Below are 17,774 nucleotides of genomic sequence, written 5' to 3' on the forward strand. Positions count from 1 at the left end.
GATCTCGCCGAGCGGCGCAGCACCGGGCTCATCGAGTTCCTGCAAGCCCGCGGTGTCGATACCGTGCTGGTCGGCGGCCTCGCCACCGACTACTGCGTCAAGACCAGCGTGCTGCAGCTGCGCCGCGCCGGTCTGCGGGTGATAGTGCACCTCGATGCCTGCCGCGGCATCGCCCCCGAGACAGTCGCCCAAGCCCACACCCAGATGACAGAGGCCGGGGCCGAGCTGGCCCAGACCCTGACCCATGTACAACGCCTGCTGGATGCCTGATATGTCTCCCATCCTCACCCCTCTCGTCGACATCGGCACCTGCAAACTACCTAGGCAGCAGGAGTGTGCCCCCGCGCTCACCCGTCTGCGAGGAGTCTGATATGCCTCCCATCCTCAACAGTCTGCTCGACACCGATGCCTACAAGCTGCACATGCAGCAGGCGGTATTCCATCGCTATCCCGACGCCGAGGTAGTGGCCGAGTTCCACAGCCGCAACGAGGAAGATCTGCTGCCCATGATGGGGGAGATCGAGGAGCAATTGCGCCTCGCCGGCTCTTTGCGGCTCACCAAGTCCGAGCTCAACTTCCTGGCCGAGCGCCCCTTCTTTACCGCCGACTACCTGGATCACCTGCGCCGCAAGCCGCTGGACGCCTCATTATTGCGGGTATTTGAGCAAGATGGCCGCATCAACGTCCGCGTGGAAGGCCCCTGGCAGGACGTTATCCTGTGGGAGATACCGGTACTCGCCATCATCAGCGAGATGCGCAACCGCTTCCGCTATCCCCAGTTCGGGGTGGGCCAGGCGCTGACCCGGCTGGATCAGAAGATAGACAAACTGGAGCGGACCCTGAGCCAGGAAGAGATGAAGGAGTTCAACCTCATCGACTTTGGCACCCGTCGCCGCTTCTCCCACGCGGTGCAGGATGCCGTCGTGGGTCGCCTCAAGGAGCGCCTGCCGGCGTTTCGCGGCACCAGCAACTACCAGCTGGCCCAGAAGTACGGGCTGCCGGCGGTGGGTACCCAGGCCCATGAGTGGTTCCAGGCCCACCAGCAGCTCGGCTTCCCGCTGGAGCATAGCCAGCGCGCCGCCCTCACCAGCTGGCTGGACGAGTTCACCAACCATCTCGGCATCGCCCTGACCGATTGCATCACCATGGATGCCTTCCTGCGGGACTTCGACTTCGAGCTGGCCAGCCGCTATCAGGGGCTGCGCCACGACTCAGGCGATCCCGTGGTGTGGGGGGAGAAGGCCATCAGCCACTATCAGCGGCTCGGCATAGACCCCACCGACAAGACCCTGGTGTTCTCCGATGGCCTCAATCTGGACAAGGCAGTGGAGCTGTTCCGTCACTTCCGTGGCCGCATCAACACCAGCTTCGGCATCGGCACCAAGCTCACCTGCGATCTGCCCGGCGTCACCCCCATGAACATCGTGTTCAAGCTGATGGAGTGCAACGGCGGCCCGGTCGCCAAGATCTCCGACAGCCCGGGCAAGACACTGTGCCGGGATGCGGACTTCATCCGCAACCTCAAGCAGGCGTTCCACGTCGGGGTCTGAGCCCTGGGTGAAACAACGCCAAACAAAAAGCCCGCCGGTTTGCACCGGCGGGCTTTTTTACAGACCTGGCTCAGGGTCAGTCTTTCTTGGCCAGCAGGAATTTCACCAGCTGGTTGAACTGCTCCTGGGAGGTGATGGATTCAATCTTCACCATGTACTTGCCATTGACCAGGAAGGCCGGCACACCGCGCACGTTGTAGGTCTCGGTGTTGCGATCGAACTGGGAGACCATACCGGAGACGGCGAAGCTGTCGACGGCACCGTCGAACTCTTCGGCCGGCACGCCGTTGTCCACGAAGATCTGCTTCACGTCAGCACGGCTCTGCGGAACCTGGCGCTGGGTATGGATCTTGTCGAAGATGGCCGGGGTCAACTTGCCTTCCACGTTCAGCAGGTTGGCGACCGCATAGGCGCGCTGCATCTCGGGGCCCATCTCGCGACCCAGGAAGGCCACAGGGCTCTTCTTCATGGGTACGCCTTCCGGCAGGTTCTTCGCCAGATCTTCGGCGATCGGCTCGAACTTGGCGCAGTGCGGGCAGAAGTAGGAGAAGAACTCCAACACTTCCGGTTGGGCACTGCCGGTCTGGGTGACCACGTCATAGTTGACGCCTTCCTTGAATTCCGGGGCGGCGTGAACCATGGGGATCATCAGCATGGCAGCGAGGAAAAATAGTACTTTTTTCATGACGTTTCCTGTTAAGGGATCACTGTGAGGCACGCCCGGCGAACCGAAGCAGTCCAAGCCTATTGTGTCCCCCCGCCAACGTCAATGACAAAGGCAGGACCGGCGGGACGCCCTACCCATCATTGACAGCCTCACCAATCCGGCATCAGGCTCAGCGGCGGGGCCCTCAATACCTCCAGCCGAGCATCCACAAATGGGTAGCGCAGCGTCACCAGTCCGGCATCAGGCTCAGTGGCGGGGCCTTCAATACCTCCAGCTGAGCATCCACACATGGGGCGCACAGCGTCATGCACGGCCTCACCAGTCCGGCATCAGGCTCAGTGGCGGGGCCTTCAAGGCCTCCAGCTGATCGTGCAGGGTCGCTATCTGCTGACGCCAGTAGTGGTCGGTGTTGAACCAGGGGAAGTGGCGGGGGAAGGCAGGATCCTCCCAGCGCCGGGCCAGCCAGGCCATGTAGTGGACGATGCGCATGGCCCGCAGCGGCTCGATCAAGGCCAATTCCCGCGGATCGAACTCCATGAACTCCTCGTAACCCGCCAGCAGGGTATCGAGCTGGATCTGTTGCTCGTTGCGATCCCCGGACAGCAGCATCCACAAGTCCTGGACGGCGGGGCCGGTGCGGCAGTCATCGAGATCCACGAACATGGGGCCGTCGCGCCACAGTATGTTGCCCGGGTGACAGTCCCCGTGCAGGGAGATCTGGGCCACGTCCAGGGTCATGGCGTCGCACACGTGGCGGATCAGCTCGTCCAGCACCCCGAAGAACTGCTTGGCCAGGCCGCTTGGTACCCATTCACCGGCGGCCAGCAGCTGACGTGGCTCGTGCAGCATGCTCTCTACGTCCAGCCGGACCCTGTGATGGAAGGGGCGGCTGGCGCCGACCTGATGAATGCGGCCGAGGTAGCGCCCCACCCACTCCAGCTGATCCAGGTTATCCACCTCGAACTGGCGGCCACCGACGCTCTGCCAGATGGCGAAGGGGTAGCCCTGATGCTCCAGCAGGGTCTCGCCGGCGAAGCTGAGCGGCGCCGCCACCGGGATCTCCCCCTCGTTGAGGCGGGCGGCGAACGAATGCTCCTCCAGGATTTGGGCCCGATCCCAGCGGCCGGGGCGATAGAACTTCACCACATAGCGGCGCTTATCCTCGTCCTGAAACTGGTAGACCCGGTTCTCGTAGCTGTTGAGTTCGATGAGGCCGGAATCGATGCGCAGGCCGCTGAGATCGATCGCATCCATGATGAGGTCGGGATTGAGGTCGGAATAGTTGAAACGCATGTCATCCACCATGAAAAAGGGGCGCTGTTGCGCCCCATACTATCACCACTCCCCCCATAGGGGGTTGTGCATCATAACCTGCTGATAAACTTGCTGGCCTGGCGCAGGGTACCCTTGCTGTCATCCTCTGCGGCCCCCTCCCGTTTGAGCACGAACTGGATGTCCAGGGTCGGCCGCTTCAGGTTGAAGGGATCCACCGCCAGGCTCACCGGCAGGGTGTAGATCTCGCCCGCCTTCAGGGTTACCTCCCGCGGGCCGAACCATTCGTGCTCCGGCAAGCCCTCCACATCCAGTTGATAACGCTGGGGTTGCAGAGTCTTGTTGAGGATCTTGAGGGTATAGGTGTTCTCGATGAGCCCCTCGCTGTTCTCCCGGAACAGCTGGTTGCGATCCCGCAGGATATCGAGCCCCATGGGCATGATGGACATGGCGTTGTAGACGAACACCCCCAGCATGATCACCATCACCAGGCCGTAGCCGAGCAGCTTGGGCCGCGCCACATGGGTGCTGTTGTGGGCCAGCTTGTGCTCTGTGGTATAGCTGATGAGCCCCTTGGGATAGCCCATCCTGTCCATGGTCTGGTCGCAGGCGTCGACGCAGGCGCCGCAGTTGATGCACTCGTACTGCAGGCCGTCGCGGATGTCGATGCCGGTCGGGCAGACCTGAACGCAGAGATCGCAGTCGATGCAGTCCCCCAGCCCTAGCGCCTTGGGATCCGCCTTGCGGGCGCGTGGGCCACGCGCCTCGCCACGCTTGGCGTCATAGCCGACGATATAGGTGTCCTTGTCGAACATGGCGGACTGGAAGCGGGCATAGGGGCACATGTGGATGCACATGATGGCCCGCATCCAGCCGGCGTTGCCGTAAGTACAGGCGGCGAAGAACAGCACCCAGAAGATGACCCAGCCCCCCGCCCCTAGGGTGAAGAACTCGGGCACCAGCTGGTACACATCCTGGAAGTAGGCGACGAAGGTGAGGCCGGTACCGAGCGATAACAATAGCCAGGCGAGATGTTTGGCCCCCTTGCGCGCCAGCTTCTCGCTACTCCAGGGGGCGGCATCCAGCTTGCGGCGCTTGTTGGCCGAACCTTCCAGCTTCTCCTCGAACCAGATGAACATGAAGGTCCACACCGTCTGCGGGCAGAGGTAGCCACACCAGACCCGGCCGAGGAAGGTGGTTACGAAGAAGAGGGCGAAGGCGGCGATCATGAAGATCCAGGCCAGCAGGGTCAGATCCTGCGGCCAGATGGTGGCACCGAAGATGTGGAACTGCTGGTGCTCGAGATCGAACAACACGGCCTGGCGACCATCGTAGCGCAACCAGGGCAGGGCGACGAAGAGAGCGACGAAGAACCAGCCCATGGCTTTGCGCACGCGCTGCCAGTAGCCGGTCTGGGATCTCACATAGATGCGGTTGCCGGGGTTGAACCTGTCATCGCTGGCTTTGAAGGTGTGAGGGTTGATGGTCCCGGTGACATCGCCGGTGACATCCTTGATATCGATCTTGTCCTGGTCGGCCATTGCAACACATTGCTCCACTCATATTGTTATGAAGCAGATTATATCTTAAACAACCTGCTAATTGTGTGGGTTAAATGTATCTATAGTTCGAGTGCCGTCGCAATTTCAGGCAACAAAAAAGGCCCATTGTCAGTTGACTATGGGCCTTTTTTAGAGATTCCTTTGAAAACCTAAAAGCCTCCAGCTGGAGCAAGCTTTACTTGATACCGCGGGCCTTGAGCAGGGCTTCCTTGAAGTCGGGCACATGATCCTTGGCAAGCCCCGGGATCATCTCCTGCTTGCCGGACTCGCGCATCTTGAGGTGGTAGATCAGCATGTCGTCGGTCAGCTCGGACAAGGCACCCTCGTAGCCGGCCTCTGCCGCCAGTTTGGCGATGAATTGCACCAGGCTGAGATCCTGCTCCTTGATCCAGGCGGGCTGCAACAGCTCAAGCAGCTCTTCGATACGATGACATTGCATAGACAACCTCTTTAATCTGTCATGTGAAACTCAGGCAACCTTACCCATCAAGGCTACTTCGATACGATCCCGCCCATTATGCTTGGCATGATAGAGGGCCGCATCCGCTTTTTGGATAAGCTCCGCAATGGAGAGACTCTGATCCGGCACCAGGGTCGCCACCCCGAAGCTGCAGCTGACCCGGCCGGACACCAGGGATTTCTGGTGCGGGATGTCCAGGGTTCGCAGGGCAGTGCGCACCTGATCCGCGACCTGGAGCGCTCCCTGCAAGCTGGTGCAGGGCAGCAGCAGGGCAAACTCCTCCCCGCCATAGCGAGCCGCCAGATCGTCCTCTCGCCGCAACACCTCCGCCAGCAGACCAGCCACCTGCTGCAGGCACTCGTCCCCCAGCTGATGACCATAGTGATCGTTGAATTGCTTGAAGTAATCCACATCCATCAGGATCAGGGAGAGGGGCGCCCTGGCTCGGTGACAACGGCGCCAGGCCCGGGCCAGGCTGTCATCCAGGTGCGCCCGGTTGGCAATGCCGGTCAGCCCGTCGAGACGGGAGGTGAGCTTGAGGTGTTCGGACACCGCCTTGAGCTCGGCCACCAGATCCGCATTGGAGAAACGATGGTAGAGGGAGGCGATCTGATCCCGGCGCAGACGACGCAGCAGGGTCGGCAGAAACACAAACAGATAGCCTGCCAACATGCAGGAGACGATGCGCTCCTGCTCGTTGCCACCGCTGAGCTCGAACAGCATGGCGAACCCGAGCGGCAACACGGCCCCATAGAGGGTGCGACGGCTGCCAAACAGCATGATGGCGCTGCCGGTGAGGATCAGGCTGGAGAGCATCATCATGGCGGCGCGGTAGGTGTCGGGCAGCTTGTCCATATAGAGCAACACCCCCAGCGCCCAGACGATGGAGGTGATGGTCACGACGATGAAGAGTTCCCGCTCCAGTACCGGCAGCGGCAGCTGCATCAGCCTGGGTTGGCGCCAGCGCAGGTGCCACCAGCGACCCAGCAGCAGCAGGCAGACCAGCCCCAGCCAGCCCAGCGCCTCGGAGGCCGGCAGGTAATCATGGAACAGCAGGCTCCAGCCAATCGCCAGCAGTGCCAGACAAGGCAGGCTGAACGAGGAATGGGTATAGAGCTGGACCATGATGGCCTGCTGCACCTGGCGTGTCACACTCTGGGTCAACTGCATACTCCCTGTACAATAGCCGACCAGTTTAGCACTCCATCTTCCGGGCCAACAATCAATCCCCCACTATTAAGCTGCTACTCAGCCCGATGGCAGAGAGGCTGATTTCTCGGCCCCCTCCAACTCGTCGAGCATCTGACGTTCATGCCTAACCCCATCCCCGCTCGTTGAACATAGGGAGCACGCGGAGCGCTCGCTCAGCCCCGCTCCAATTCATCCAGGATCGGGCACTCAGGGCTCGCATCCCCGTGGCAGCAGCCGACCACCTCCTCGAGGGAGGCCAGCATGGCCTGCAGACCGGCGATGCGGGTGCGCAGATCCACTATCTTCTCCTGGGCCAGCTTTTTGACCTGGGCGCTGGTCCTGTGCTCATCCCTGTAGAGCGCCAGCAACTCCTGGCACTCCTCCAGGTTGAAACCCGTCTCCCGCGCCCGCTTGACGAAACGCAGCTCCCGCAGGGCCCCGTCGCTGTAGCTGCGGTAGCCGTTGTCGCTGCGCACCGGTGCCGAGATGAGGCCGATGCTCTCGTAGTAGCGGATGGTCTTGGCGGTCAATCCCGTCGCCTTGGCAACCTTGCTGATATTCATGCGTGCCTCCTTAAACGTGCGAATGAGTGCTGACATGGGAAGCCGCCTTGGGCTGCCAGCGTTTCAATAACAAAGAGTTGCTGAGCACAGTAATGCTGCTCAGGGCCATGGCCGCCCCGGCCAGCTCGGGGCTGAGGTAGCCCAGCGCCGCCAGCGGAATGCCGATGATGTTGAACACGAAGGCCCAGAACAGGTTCTGCTGTATGGTACGCCAGGTCGCCGCCGAGATGTCGATGGCATCGGCCACCAGCCGCGGATCCGAGCGCATGAGCGTGATGGAAGCGGTTTCCATCGCCACGTCCGAACCCGAGCCCATGGCGATCCCCACGTCCGCCGCTGCCAGGGCCGGTGCGTCGTTCACCCCATCCCCGACCATGGCCACCAGGCCGTCGACCTGATTGCGCAGCGCCTCGACCTTCTCTACCTTGCCGGCAGGCAGCACGGAATCGAAGGCCCCATCCAGCCCCAGCTTGGCGGCAATATGAGCGACCGGCGCCGGCGCATCGCCGCTCACCAGCCAGCTGGCGATGCCGCGCTGACGCAGGGTGGCGATGGCCGCCGGGCTCTCTGGCCTCAGGGTATCGGCCAGGGCGGCGATGCCGACCGCGGCGCCGTCGATGGCCACCCAGACCCGGGTCGCCCCGTCGTTGCCCGAGTCGCTATCCGGCTCGGCCTGCGCCGGCAGGGGGATGCCGAGTGCGGCCAGCAGGGAGGGGTTGCCGATGGCGACGCTGTGACCCGCGACCTTGCCGAGGATACCGGCGCCGACGCGCACCTCCACCTCATCCGGTTGCGGCAGGCTGGCACCTTGCACGGCCTCGCGCATCGCCAGTGCCAGCGGGTGTTCGCTCGCCTGTTGCAGGGCCGCGGCCAGACGCAGCTGCTCCTCGCTGCCGCTCCAGCTCGCCAGCACGGGACGGCCCTGGGTGAGGGTGCCTGTCTTGTCGAAGATCAGCGCCTTGATGCCGTGGGCCTTCTGCAGGGTATCCACGTCCTTGATCAGGATGCCGTGACGGGCCGCCACCCCGGTGCCGGTGACGATGGCGGCCGGCGTGGCCAGTCCGAGGGCACAGGGGCAGGCGATGACCAGCACGGCCACCGCCGCCAGCAGGGCCTGACCGAAGTCGTTGGTGATGGCGTACCACACCAGCAGGGTAAACAGGGCGATGACCATGACCACAGGTACGAACACGGCGGAAACCTTGTCCACCAGCTGTTGCAGCGGGGCCTTGCCCATCTGGGCATTCTCCACCAGGGCGATGATCTTGCTGAGGCTGGAATCCTCCCCCACGGTCGTGGCTTCGATCTCCAGCACGCCGGAGCGGTTGATGGCGCCTCCCAGCACGTTGTCACCCGGGGTGCGCAGCACCGGTAGGCTCTCGCCGGTGAGGATGGACTCATCCAGTTCGCTCTCGCCGCTCACTATCTTGCCATCCACCGGCACCCGCTCACCGACCAGCACCCGCAGCCTGTCGCCGCGCAGTACCTCGTCGACGGAGAGGCTCTGCCACTCTCCCCCGCGCCAGACGGTGGCGCTCTCGGGGCGCAGTGCCATCAGCTCGCGAATGGCGGACTGGGTGCTGCGTCTGGCTCGCGCCTCCAGCAGTTTACCGAGTGAAATCAGGGTGATGATGATGGCGCTCGCCTCGAAGTAGAGCTTGCCGCTGGCAGCCATCCCCAGAGTCGCCAACAGGTAGAGGCTGTAGAAGTAGGCGGCACTGGTGCCGGTGGCGACCAGCACATCCATATTGGCGGAGCGGTTCTTGATGGCAAGCCAGGCGCCACGATAGAAGCGGGCCCCGATCCAGAACTGCACCGGGGTGGCGAGCACCAGCTCCAGCCAGGCGGGCAGATGCCAGGGCAGCAGCCCCGCCATGGCCAGCATTCCTACCAGCAGCGGCAGGGTCAGCAGGGCCGAGATGCTGACCTGAACCAGCGCCTTGTGAGCGGCGGCGGATTCTTGTTCTTCCCGGGCAAGCAGTTGCTGACGACGGGCGCTGGCACTGCCCTGCGCCAACTGGGCGCCGAAGCCGAGCGCTTCAATCTGTTCGCGCAGGGAGGCCGGGCTCTGCACGCCGGGCACCTGAGTGATGCGGGCCTGCTCGAGGGAGAAGTTCACGTCTGCCGAGATGACACCCGGCAATGCGCTCAGCATCTTGTTTAGCCGAGCCGAACAACCGGCGCAGGTCATGCCAGTAATTTGAAACAACAGCGTCTCTTCGCCGTAGTCGTAACCCTGGGATTTGATGCTCTCCAGCACAACCGGCAGCTGGGTATCCTGGCTCAGCTCGATGGCCGCCTGCTCCAGCGCGAAGTTGACGGTGGCTTCGACCCCGTCGAGTTTGTTGAGGGCGGTGGTGATCCGGCTGGCGCAGTTGGCGCAGCTCATGCCGCTGATGGGAAGTTGAATGTGCATGGTCATGACGATGCTCCTCAAAGTTGACCCACAAACATTAACCTTTACTGTAAGGGTAAGCTCAAGCACCTCTCTTCACTTTTTTGTGCAAATAAAAGACGGCGCCTGTTGGCGCCGTTTGTTCGTTCCTGTCGGCCCTATGCCGATCTCTGTTTGAGCTGAACCGAGAGCGAGGCTCTACGTCGTCAGATCCCGTACTGGGCGCGGTAGGCCTGCATGGCTGCCAGCTGTTCCGCCAGTTCGGGCCGCTCTGCCTGCTGCTCTTCCTGCTTTTCTTCCAAATATGCGATGAGATCTGCCATCTGGATGATGGCGATGATGTGGGCACCATAGTCGCGCTCCACCTCCTGAATGGCGGAGAGCTCGCCCTTGCCCTTCTCCTGGCGATCCAGGGCGATCAGCACCCCGGCCAGGGAGGCGCCGTTGGCCTGGATCAGGTCCATGGACTCGCGGATGGCGGTACCGGCGGTGATGACGTCGTCCACCAGCATGATGCGCCCCTTGAGCGGGCTGCCCACCAGGTTGCCGCCCTCACCGTGATCCTTGGCTTCCTTGCGGTTGAAGCACCAGGGCACGTCCACGTCATGCTGCTCCACCAGTTGCACCGCGGTGGCGGAGGCGATGGGAATGCCCTTGTAGGCCGGGCCAAACAGCACGTCAAATGCGATGCCTGCATCCATCAGGGCGGCGGCATAGAAGCGGCCAAGGCGGGCCAGATCGCGACCGCTGTTGAACAGGCCGGCGTTGAAGAAGTAGGGGCTCTTGCGGCCGGACTTCAGGGTGAACTCACCGAATTTGAGGACCTGTTTCTCCAGGGCGAACTCGATAAATTGACGCTGGTAGGCTTTCATTCTGGCTCCTTGCTTGTCTCATCTTGGTGTGGGGTAAAAAAGGGTATAAAAAAACGCGGTCAATGCCGCGTTTTTAAAATCAGGAGAGCGACTGCTTCTGCAGCGCTATGATGTCGGCGATGCCGCCCTTGGCGAGCGCCAGCATGGCCAGCAGCTCCTCGTGGGTGAAAGGCTCTGCCTCGGCGGTGCCCTGCACCTCTATGATGCGACCGTCTTCGGTCATCACCACGTTCATGTCGGTCTCGGCGGCTGAGTCTTCGACATACTCCAGATCGCAGATGGCTTCTCCCTGGAACATGCCGACGGAGACGGCGGCGATCATCTGCTTGAGCGGGCTCTGCTTGAGCATGCCCTTCTCCACCATCCAGTTCAGTGCATCCACCAGGGCCACGCAGGCACCGGTAATGGCGGCGGTGCGGGTGCCACCGTCGGCCTGCAGCACGTCGCAATCCACAGTGATGGAGTGCTCGCCCAGGGCGGTCAGATCCACGGCGGCGCGCAGGGAGCGGGCGATCAGGCGGGAGATCTCCAGGGTGCGGCCGCTCTGCTTGCCGGCGGCGGCTTCGCGGTTCATGCGGGAATGGGTGGAGCGCGGCAGCATGCCGTACTCGGCGGTGACCCAGCCCTGCCCCTTGCCCTTCAGGAAGCGCGGCACGCTGGTGTCGACGCTGGCGGTGCACAGCACCCGGGTGTTGCCGAATTCCACCAGCACAGATCCTTCCGCATGCTTGGTGAAGTGGCGGGTGATGGTAACCGGGCGCACTTGCGCGGCACTGCGATCGCTGGGACGGGACATGGAACTGACCTCTGGGCTGGCTGAATTGGCGCAGGAGTATAAGTGATCCCAGCCCAAATATCAGCCGCTAAAACCACGCCGTTGGCTGACGGGGGCAGCCTGGCTGGGTATACTGGCCCCACACTTCATCAAGCCCGGAACAATCAATGATTCACAGCATGACCGCCTACGCCCGCAAGGAACTCAAGGGCGACTGGGGCACAGCCGTTTGGGAAATTCGTTCGGTCAACCAGCGCTATCTGGAAACCTACATCCGGCTACCGGAGCAGCTGCGCAGCCTGGAGCCGGTCCTGCGTGAGCGTTTCCGTGCCAAGCTGCAGCGCGGCAAGGTGGAGTGCAACCTGCGTTTCGAGGCCGCTCAGGCTGCAGCCAGCCAGCTGCACATCAATGAAGAGCTGGCCAAGCTCATCATCGAGAGCGCCAGCTGGGTGATGAAGGAGGCCGGTCAGGGCCAACTCAACCCGGTGGATGTGCTGCGCTGGCCCGGTGTCATGGCTGCCGCCGAGCAGGACATGGATGCGGTCGCCACCGAACTGATGAGCGGTTTCGATCTGACCATGGATGACTTCCTCGCCTCCCGCGCCAGCGAAGGGGCCAACCTCAAGGCGCTGATCGAGCAACGCCTGGACGGCATTCAGGTCGAGGCGACCAAGGTGCGTGCTCACCTGCCGCAGATCATCGAGAACCAGCGCCAGAAGCTCACCGACCGCCTGGCCGAAGCCAAGGTGGAGCTGGATCCGGCCCGCATCGAGCAGGAGATCGTACTGCTGGCCCAGAAGATCGACGTGGCCGAAGAGCTGGATCGCCTCGAGATGCACATCAGCGAGACCATCAAGATCATGAAGAAAGGGGGCGCCTGCGGCCGCCGTCTCGACTTCATGATGCAGGAGTTCAACCGCGAGTCGAACACGCTCGGCTCCAAGTCCATCAACGCCGAAGTGACTCAGTCCGCCGTCGAGCTGAAGGTCCTCATCGAACAGATGCGCGAGCAGATCCAGAACATCGAGTGATCCCGCTCTGTTGCTGAGTCGATTAAAAAAGCCCTTGTTAACAAGGGCTTTTTTGTTGAGCTGATTGCTAGAGGTAGTGGATAACCACTCCGAGCAGCACCAGGGCGCCTACGTAGTTGTTGTTGAGGAAGGCCTTGAAGCAGGCCTCCCGCTCGCGCTCGCGAATGAGCCGCTGCTGGTAGACGAACAGCGCCGCCGCCCCCAGCAGGCCCCAGTAGTAACTCGAGCCAAGCGCCATCAGCTGGCCCACCAGCAGCAAGATCAGCAGGGTCGCCAGTTGCAGCACGCCGATGATCCGCTTGTCGTGGCGGCCAAACAGGATGGCACTCGATTTCAGGCCGAGCTTGAGGTCGTCGTCCCTGTCCACCATGGCGTACTGGGTGTCGTAGGCGATGGTCCACAACAGGTTGGCGAGGAACAGCAGCCAGGCCACGGCGGGCAGGGCGTTCGCCTCGGCCGCATAGGCCATGGGAATGGACCAGGAGAAGGCCATGCCCAGCACCAGCTGCGGGATCGAGATGAAACGCTTCATGAAGGGGTAGCAGACCGCCAGCAGCAGACCGGCGAACGACAGGCCTATGGTGAGCGGGTTCATGGTCAGCACCAGCCCGAACGAGATCAGCGCCAGCACCGCGAACAGCATGAGTACCTCGCGCGGTTCGACCTTGCCCATGGGCAGGGGACGGCCGGCGGTGCGCTTCACATGACCATCGAAGTTGCGATCCGCATAGTCATTGATGACGCAGCCGGCGGAGCGCATCAGGAAGACGCCCACCACGAACACCAACAGGGTCCAGAGGCTCGGCACGCCGCCGGCCGCCAGCCAGAGTGCCCACAGGGTCGGCCACAGCAGCAACAGGGTGCCGATGGGCTTGTCGATGCGGGCCAACTGCACGTAGGCCAGTCCCCGCTCCTTGGTTAACAATTTCACTCCGGCTCCTTATTCGATGACAACAGGCTGGACGATAGCGAGGGCAGGAAGAGTTCGTGGACCAGCAAGGGCCACTGCCCCAGATAGAGACGGGAACGGCGCCCCCAGACGATGGCGGCCGGACACCAGGGGTTGGCCGCGATCTCGAAGCTTGCCAGCAGCAGATGATCTCGCTTTGCAGGCTCCTGACCGAAGATACGTTCACCCAAAGGCTGTTCACCCAGATCATGTAAACCGCCGCCCTGCAATGCCGCCTCGGCAAACAGGGTCCAGCCCAGGATGGCGGGTCCGCCATCGCCATGCAGTATCACTTCGCGGCACAACCCCTGAGGACAGTCGGCCGCCACCAGCGCCTGCTCATCGGCCGCGAGCGGCACGCTTCGATTGCCAAGCAGTTGCACCGAGAGCTGGCGATTGTAACGACGCAGCCGCCGGGTCATGGAGTCGGCCTCCAGCAACCAGGGGCGCAGGGCCTCGGGGGGCTCGCATTGTTCGGGTGCCTGCCAGGGGGCAAGCTGGATGAGGGGAACAGTCAACTCGGACTTCACAACTTCACCATCCGGAGATTTCCGTTGTCAGGTTAAAATCCGGTTTATTATCCGTAAATCAATGGAGAATAGTAAGAACTTGTTCACGAACTGTTGCCAGAGACGGTTCAAGGGGAAAAGCGCAGCACCGACGACGTCGTTTATCGGCATCGAAGGGCGCTTCCCACCTCGATCCCGGTCACCCGATAGGTGCGGGAGCGGCTGACGGCCACATCCGGGCTTGACGGCCCAGAGGCCAACATCAAAAATGGGGCATCTATCGCCGCCGAGCCATCCAGATGAAGATCGTCAATGTCCTGCTGATGTTATTACTGAGTGTCACCGCCTTGAACGCCCAGGCCTCCGCGGAGCCTGCCGCCGATCCGGCTGCGGCCGCCAAGCCGGGCTTTGCCTATCATGCGCTGGATCCGGACATCATCACCAACTACCTGGGGGATGGCAAAACCCTGGGCTACGTGCGGGTGACGGTGGAGCTGATGGCCGAGAACGGGGCCGACCTCAAGCTGCTGGAGCAGCATGATCCCCTGATCCGCGACGCCATCATCCGATTGATTGGCAGCAAGACAGGGGAGCAGATCAAGTCCCTGGCGAGCCGTGAGGAGCTGCGTAAGGAGTGCGAAAACCGGGTCAACGAGTTGCTGGTGAAAGAGACCGGCAAGAAGGCGGTCCGTGAGCTCATCTTCACCAAGTACCTATATCAGTAGTGCAGTAGCAATCCTGATCTCAGCCCATCTATCCCATTCGCCGTCGAGGAGATGACCGTCATGGGCCACAAGACCCTGTGTGAATGGCGCCGTCACGAGATCCCCTTCGAGCTCAAGGCGCTGCGCAAGATAGTGAAAAAGCCCAAGTTCGTGTGCGGCAAATGCGCCCGCAGCGCCAACGACAAGCAGTACCTGTGTCAGCCGCTGCGCTTGAAGGAAAAGGACGACTAGGGCCTCGCTGTCGAATCGCCCAGCCCGGCAAGCCTCATGGCTGATTCAGGCAGGAGAAGGTGCTAACCCTTATTGATCGGTCCAGCCCTGGCGACCCTGCTCGAACAGACGCCGAGCCTGTACGTCATTGGGGCAGACACCGCGGTACTCCTCGCCGGAGCGGCCGGCCAGATAGAGGTGCTCGGGGCGGCAGTACCAGGCCAAGCCCTTCTGACGACCCTGCTGCCACATGGCCACATCCACCTTGTCCCCGCACTGGGTCTGATGGAATTCAACCCGATCGGCGGCAAAACCCAGCTTGCCGTCGGCCTCCCCCACATCGCTCCACACCTTCTCGCAGGGATCGTCCGAGTTGGAGACACAGCCACCGAGCAGGGTGGCGCACACAGTGATGACGAGTAGTCGCATATTCATCCTTGAGCGGTTCATGAGCATCCTGAGCAGGTGAGCAGAGCGGGTCAGCCCACCACAATGACGACTCACCTTATCATCCTTGAGCGTCATTTGAGCAGTTCATTCTAGCCAGCCCAACCGCCCCCACCAAGTCCCTTCCCGGGGCCGATGAACAGGCAAAAAATCGGGCGGGCCCTGAGGCCCGCCCGTGCGTTTCACCGTGGTTTACTGATCGTCGAGAGAGTCAAAGTCCTGCCAACTCTCGTCATCCAGCTCCTCCAGCTCGTCTTCCCAGGATTCCGGCTCCCAATCATCGTCGAGCTCGTAATCCGGCGTCTGCTCACCCATGCTCATTCTCCTTGGATAGTGCACCGGCCTTCAAAGTCTATCCAGAAAAATGGGGCTCGCCAGTATGCCTGCTCAGAGTTTGACCAGGGTGCGGCCAGCCACCTGACCCTGGGTAATGGCCTCAGCGGTGGCCACCACCTGCTCCAGCCCTATCTCGGCCACCGCCTGGGCGAAGAAGCTGACGGGCAGGTCGCGGGCCAGCCGCGCCCAAGCCTGCTGGCGGCGGGCCAGCGGACACATCACAGAATCCACCCCCTGAAGGCGCACGTTGCGCAGGATGAAGGGCATGACGCTGGTGGGCAAATCGAAGCCACCCGCCAGCCCGCACGCCGCCACGGCGCCGCCGTAGTTCATCTGGGCCAGCAGCTTGGCCAGCACCTGGCTGCCGACGGTGTCGATGGCACCGGCCCACAGTTGTTTCTCCAGCGGCTTGGCGGGCTCCAGCAGCTCGCTGCGCGGCACTATCCGACTCGCCCCCAAGGCGGTCAGCATCTCGCCCTGCTCCTGCGGGCGACCGGTCAGGGCCGCGATGCGATAGCCTAGCGCGGCCAACAGGGCGACGGCTGTGGTGCCCACCCCACCGGCGGCGCCGGTCACCAGCACCTCGCCACTGTCGGGGGTGATGCCCGCCTCTTCCAGCGCCAGCACACAGAGCATGGCGGTGAGGCCAGCGGTGCCGATGCACATGGCCTGACGCTCATCCAGCCCGGTTGGTAGCGGCACCAGCCAGTCCGCCTTGACGCGAGCCTGCTCGGCCATGCCGCCCCAGTGCCCTTCACCCACACCCCAACCGGTCAGCACCACCTTGTCACCGGCCTGATAGCGCGCATCGGCGGATTCCAGCACGGTACCGGCGAAGTCGATGCCGGGGACCAGCGGCCACTGGCGCACTATCTTGCCCTTGCCGGTGATGGCCAGCCCATCCTTGTAGTTGATGGAGCTATAACTCACCGCGACCCGCACCTCTCCTTCCGGCAGCTGGCTCTCTGTCAGCTGAGTCAGGGTCGGGACCGTCTTGCCATCTTGGTTTTCCAGTAACAGAGCCTTGAACATGCTTGCCTCTCGCTATTTTGTAGTCATTAATCAGGTGCTTTGACGCTTTTGCAGTTGAAAATCCAGGGCCATGGCCGTGCCGACGACCGCCTCCCCGGCCAGCTGGCGCAGGATCAGATCTGCCGCCTCCTGACCCATCTGGTGATAGGGGATCCGGACCGAGGTGAGCGCCGGGTAGCAGGCCCGCGCCACGTCCAGATCGTCGAAACCGGCGATGGCGAGCTTGCCCGGCACGCTCAAGTGGCGGCGCTGACATTCAAATAGCACCCCGGCCGCCAGCTCGTCGTTGACGCAGACCAGGGCATCCAGCTCGGGCCAGCGCAGCAGGAACTCTCCCAGCATGGCGGCGCCCGTGCTGAAACTCGGTCGCTCCGAGGTGTTGATGATGGCATCGGGGGAGAGGTAGTTATCCAGCAGGGCCTTCTGCCAGCCCTGCATGCGCTGCTGCAGCATCCACTGCTCCTGGCGGGCACACAGAAAGCCGATATTGCGATAGCCGCGCTCGATGAGGTGGCGCGTCAGCTGATAACCCGCATCGAAGTTGGAGACCCCGACGTTCATGTCGATGGGCTGGCGCGCCATGGCCCCCACCTCCACCACTGGCAGGCGGGCTGCCACCAGCCGGGCGCGCACCGTCTCACCGGGGTCGCCGCCAAACAGCACCACGGCGGCCGGGTTGTGTTGCAGGAAGTTGCCGAGCAGGCTCTCCTCCTGCTGCTTCAGGTGCTGGGCATCCCCCAGCATGATCTGGTAACCCTCGGCCAGCAGGGTCTGCTGCAGACCGGCGATCATGTCGCCACAGCCGCGCTCCGCCAGACTTGGGACTATCACCACTATGGTCTGGGATGTGGCGGAGGCGAGTGCCCCCGCCGCCCGATTCGGGATATAGCCAAGTTCATCCACCGCAGCCTCGATGCGCTCGCGCATCTTGTCTGACACCAGCTCGGGGGTGCGCAGGGCGCGGGAGACCGTCATGGCCCCCACTCCGGCCAGCCTGGCAACCTCGTTGAGGGTCACCCGACCCGTGCTACGGCGTTTTTTGACTTCAGACATCCTTTCCCTTCCTCGGCATACGGGTGCTCACTTTAAGACAAAAGTGCGGCACTGACTATTTGCTCAAGCCCTATTTTACCTCCTTTGACCTAGTGAGGGGGCAATACGAATCCCTTTGTTGGCATAAATGATAGCGCTATCACAGTTCAATGTTAGCGCTATCTGGTAGCGCTAA

The 17,774-nt window shown here is 62.5% G+C and carries 20 protein-coding genes; 5 read left to right on the plus strand and 15 right to left on the minus strand.

Annotated features, from left to right (window positions below; all coding sequences use genetic code 11):
* A partial coding sequence (locus tag CUC44_RS15095) for an isochorismatase family protein (protein ID WP_157812794.1) occupies window positions 1-270 on the plus strand: 270 nt, incomplete at its 5' end.
* Window positions 271-371: 101 nt separating this feature from the next.
* Complete coding sequence (gene pncB / locus CUC44_RS15100; protein WP_100860717.1) at window positions 372-1,550, plus strand: nicotinate phosphoribosyltransferase; 1,179 nt, start codon at window positions 372-374, stop codon at window positions 1,548-1,550.
* Window positions 1,551-1,626: 76 nt separating this feature from the next.
* Here the strand turns inward: pncB and CUC44_RS15105 are convergent, their stop codons facing one another.
* The 9 genes from CUC44_RS15105 to rph all read right to left on the minus strand — a co-directional run bounded on the left by CUC44_RS15105 (window position 1,627) and on the right by rph (window position 11,328).
* Entirely contained in the window at window positions 1,627-2,235 is a 609-nt protein-coding gene (locus CUC44_RS15105; RefSeq protein ID WP_100860718.1) for a thiol:disulfide interchange protein DsbA/DsbL, read from the minus strand.
* 297 nt (window positions 2,236-2,532) lie between these two features.
* The gene (locus CUC44_RS15110) at window positions 2,533-3,522 is read right to left on the minus strand and encodes a serine/threonine protein kinase (RefSeq protein ID WP_100860719.1); all 990 of its coding nucleotides are present in this window, start codon (window positions 3,520-3,522) and stop codon (window positions 2,533-2,535) included.
* Between the two features lie 59 nt (window positions 3,523-3,581).
* Window positions 3,582-5,030, minus strand: a complete 1,449-nt coding sequence (ccoG, locus tag CUC44_RS15115; RefSeq protein WP_100860720.1) for a cytochrome c oxidase accessory protein CcoG — start codon at window positions 5,028-5,030, stop codon at window positions 3,582-3,584.
* A 196-nt stretch (window positions 5,031-5,226) separates the two neighbouring features.
* Window positions 5,227-5,490: a YihD family protein gene (locus CUC44_RS15120; protein WP_100860721.1), complete on the minus strand. Its 264-nt coding sequence runs from the start codon at window positions 5,488-5,490 to the stop codon at window positions 5,227-5,229.
* Between the two features lie 30 nt (window positions 5,491-5,520).
* Window positions 5,521-6,675, minus strand: coding sequence for a GGDEF domain-containing protein (locus CUC44_RS15125; protein WP_208621077.1), 1,155 nt, complete (start codon window positions 6,673-6,675; stop codon window positions 5,521-5,523).
* 200 nt (window positions 6,676-6,875) lie between these two features.
* Entirely contained in the window at window positions 6,876-7,265 is a 390-nt protein-coding gene (cueR, locus tag CUC44_RS15130; RefSeq protein ID WP_042644653.1) for a Cu(I)-responsive transcriptional regulator, read from the minus strand.
* 10 nt (window positions 7,266-7,275) lie between these two features.
* Window positions 7,276-9,687 (minus strand): heavy metal translocating P-type ATPase, encoded by a 2,412-nt coding sequence (locus tag CUC44_RS15135; protein ID WP_100860722.1) that lies wholly within the window; start codon window positions 9,685-9,687, stop codon window positions 7,276-7,278.
* Between the two features lie 179 nt (window positions 9,688-9,866).
* A complete protein-coding gene (pyrE, locus tag CUC44_RS15140) occupies window positions 9,867-10,532 on the minus strand; it encodes an orotate phosphoribosyltransferase (protein ID WP_100860723.1) in 666 nt (221 codons plus the stop codon).
* 79 nt (window positions 10,533-10,611) lie between these two features.
* Window positions 10,612-11,328, minus strand: a complete 717-nt coding sequence (gene rph / locus CUC44_RS15145) for a ribonuclease PH (protein ID WP_167388921.1) — start codon at window positions 11,326-11,328, stop codon at window positions 10,612-10,614.
* A gap of 146 nt (window positions 11,329-11,474) precedes the next feature.
* On the opposite strand from rph, the gene CUC44_RS15150 reads away from it, so the two are divergent.
* A complete protein-coding gene (locus CUC44_RS15150) occupies window positions 11,475-12,338 on the plus strand; it encodes a YicC/YloC family endoribonuclease (RefSeq protein ID WP_100860725.1) in 864 nt (287 codons plus the stop codon).
* 67 nt (window positions 12,339-12,405) lie between these two features.
* On the opposite strand, the gene ubiA is transcribed toward CUC44_RS15150, so the two are convergent.
* Together ubiA and CUC44_RS15160 are read right to left on the minus strand one after the other, a co-directional pair.
* A complete protein-coding gene (gene ubiA, locus CUC44_RS15155; protein WP_100860726.1) occupies window positions 12,406-13,269 on the minus strand; it encodes a 4-hydroxybenzoate octaprenyltransferase in 864 nt (287 codons plus the stop codon).
* Entirely contained in the window at window positions 13,266-13,817 is a 552-nt protein-coding gene (locus CUC44_RS15160) for a chorismate--pyruvate lyase family protein (RefSeq protein ID WP_100860727.1), read from the minus strand. The genes ubiA and CUC44_RS15160 overlap by 4 nt, the downstream gene beginning before the upstream one ends.
* Before the next feature lie 278 nt (window positions 13,818-14,095).
* Here CUC44_RS15160 and CUC44_RS15165 point away from each other — a divergent pair, with 278 nt between their 5' ends.
* Both CUC44_RS15165 and CUC44_RS15170 read left to right on the plus strand, forming a co-directional pair.
* On the plus strand, window positions 14,096-14,521 hold the full coding sequence (locus CUC44_RS15165; RefSeq protein ID WP_100860728.1) for a flagellar basal body-associated FliL family protein: 426 nt from the start codon (window positions 14,096-14,098) through the stop codon (window positions 14,519-14,521).
* A gap of 60 nt (window positions 14,522-14,581) precedes the next feature.
* On the plus strand, window positions 14,582-14,752 hold the full coding sequence (locus CUC44_RS15170) for a hypothetical protein (RefSeq protein WP_100860729.1): 171 nt from the start codon (window positions 14,582-14,584) through the stop codon (window positions 14,750-14,752).
* 69 nt (window positions 14,753-14,821) lie between these two features.
* Here the strand turns inward: CUC44_RS15170 and CUC44_RS15175 are convergent, their stop codons facing one another.
* The 4 genes from CUC44_RS15175 to CUC44_RS15190 form a co-directional block, all read right to left on the minus strand.
* Window positions 14,822-15,160 carry a DUF2799 domain-containing protein gene (locus CUC44_RS15175; protein ID WP_167388922.1) on the minus strand — a complete coding sequence of 113 codons (339 nt, stop codon included), beginning with the start codon at window positions 15,158-15,160 and terminating at the stop codon, window positions 14,822-14,824.
* Window positions 15,161-15,370: 210 nt separating this feature from the next.
* A complete protein-coding gene (locus tag CUC44_RS21405; RefSeq protein WP_100860730.1) occupies window positions 15,371-15,493 on the minus strand; it encodes a hypothetical protein in 123 nt (40 codons plus the stop codon).
* Window positions 15,494-15,565: 72 nt separating this feature from the next.
* A complete protein-coding gene (gene acuI / locus CUC44_RS15185) occupies window positions 15,566-16,546 on the minus strand; it encodes an acrylyl-CoA reductase (NADPH) (RefSeq protein ID WP_100860731.1) in 981 nt (326 codons plus the stop codon).
* A 30-nt stretch (window positions 16,547-16,576) separates the two neighbouring features.
* Window positions 16,577-17,599, minus strand: coding sequence for a LacI family DNA-binding transcriptional regulator (locus CUC44_RS15190; protein WP_100860732.1), 1,023 nt, complete (start codon window positions 17,597-17,599; stop codon window positions 16,577-16,579).
* Between the last annotated feature and the right edge of the window lie 175 nt (window positions 17,600-17,774).

This window comes from Aeromonas lusitana (assembly GCF_002812985.1).
Classification (GTDB): domain Bacteria; phylum Pseudomonadota; class Gammaproteobacteria; order Enterobacterales; family Aeromonadaceae; genus Aeromonas; species Aeromonas lusitana.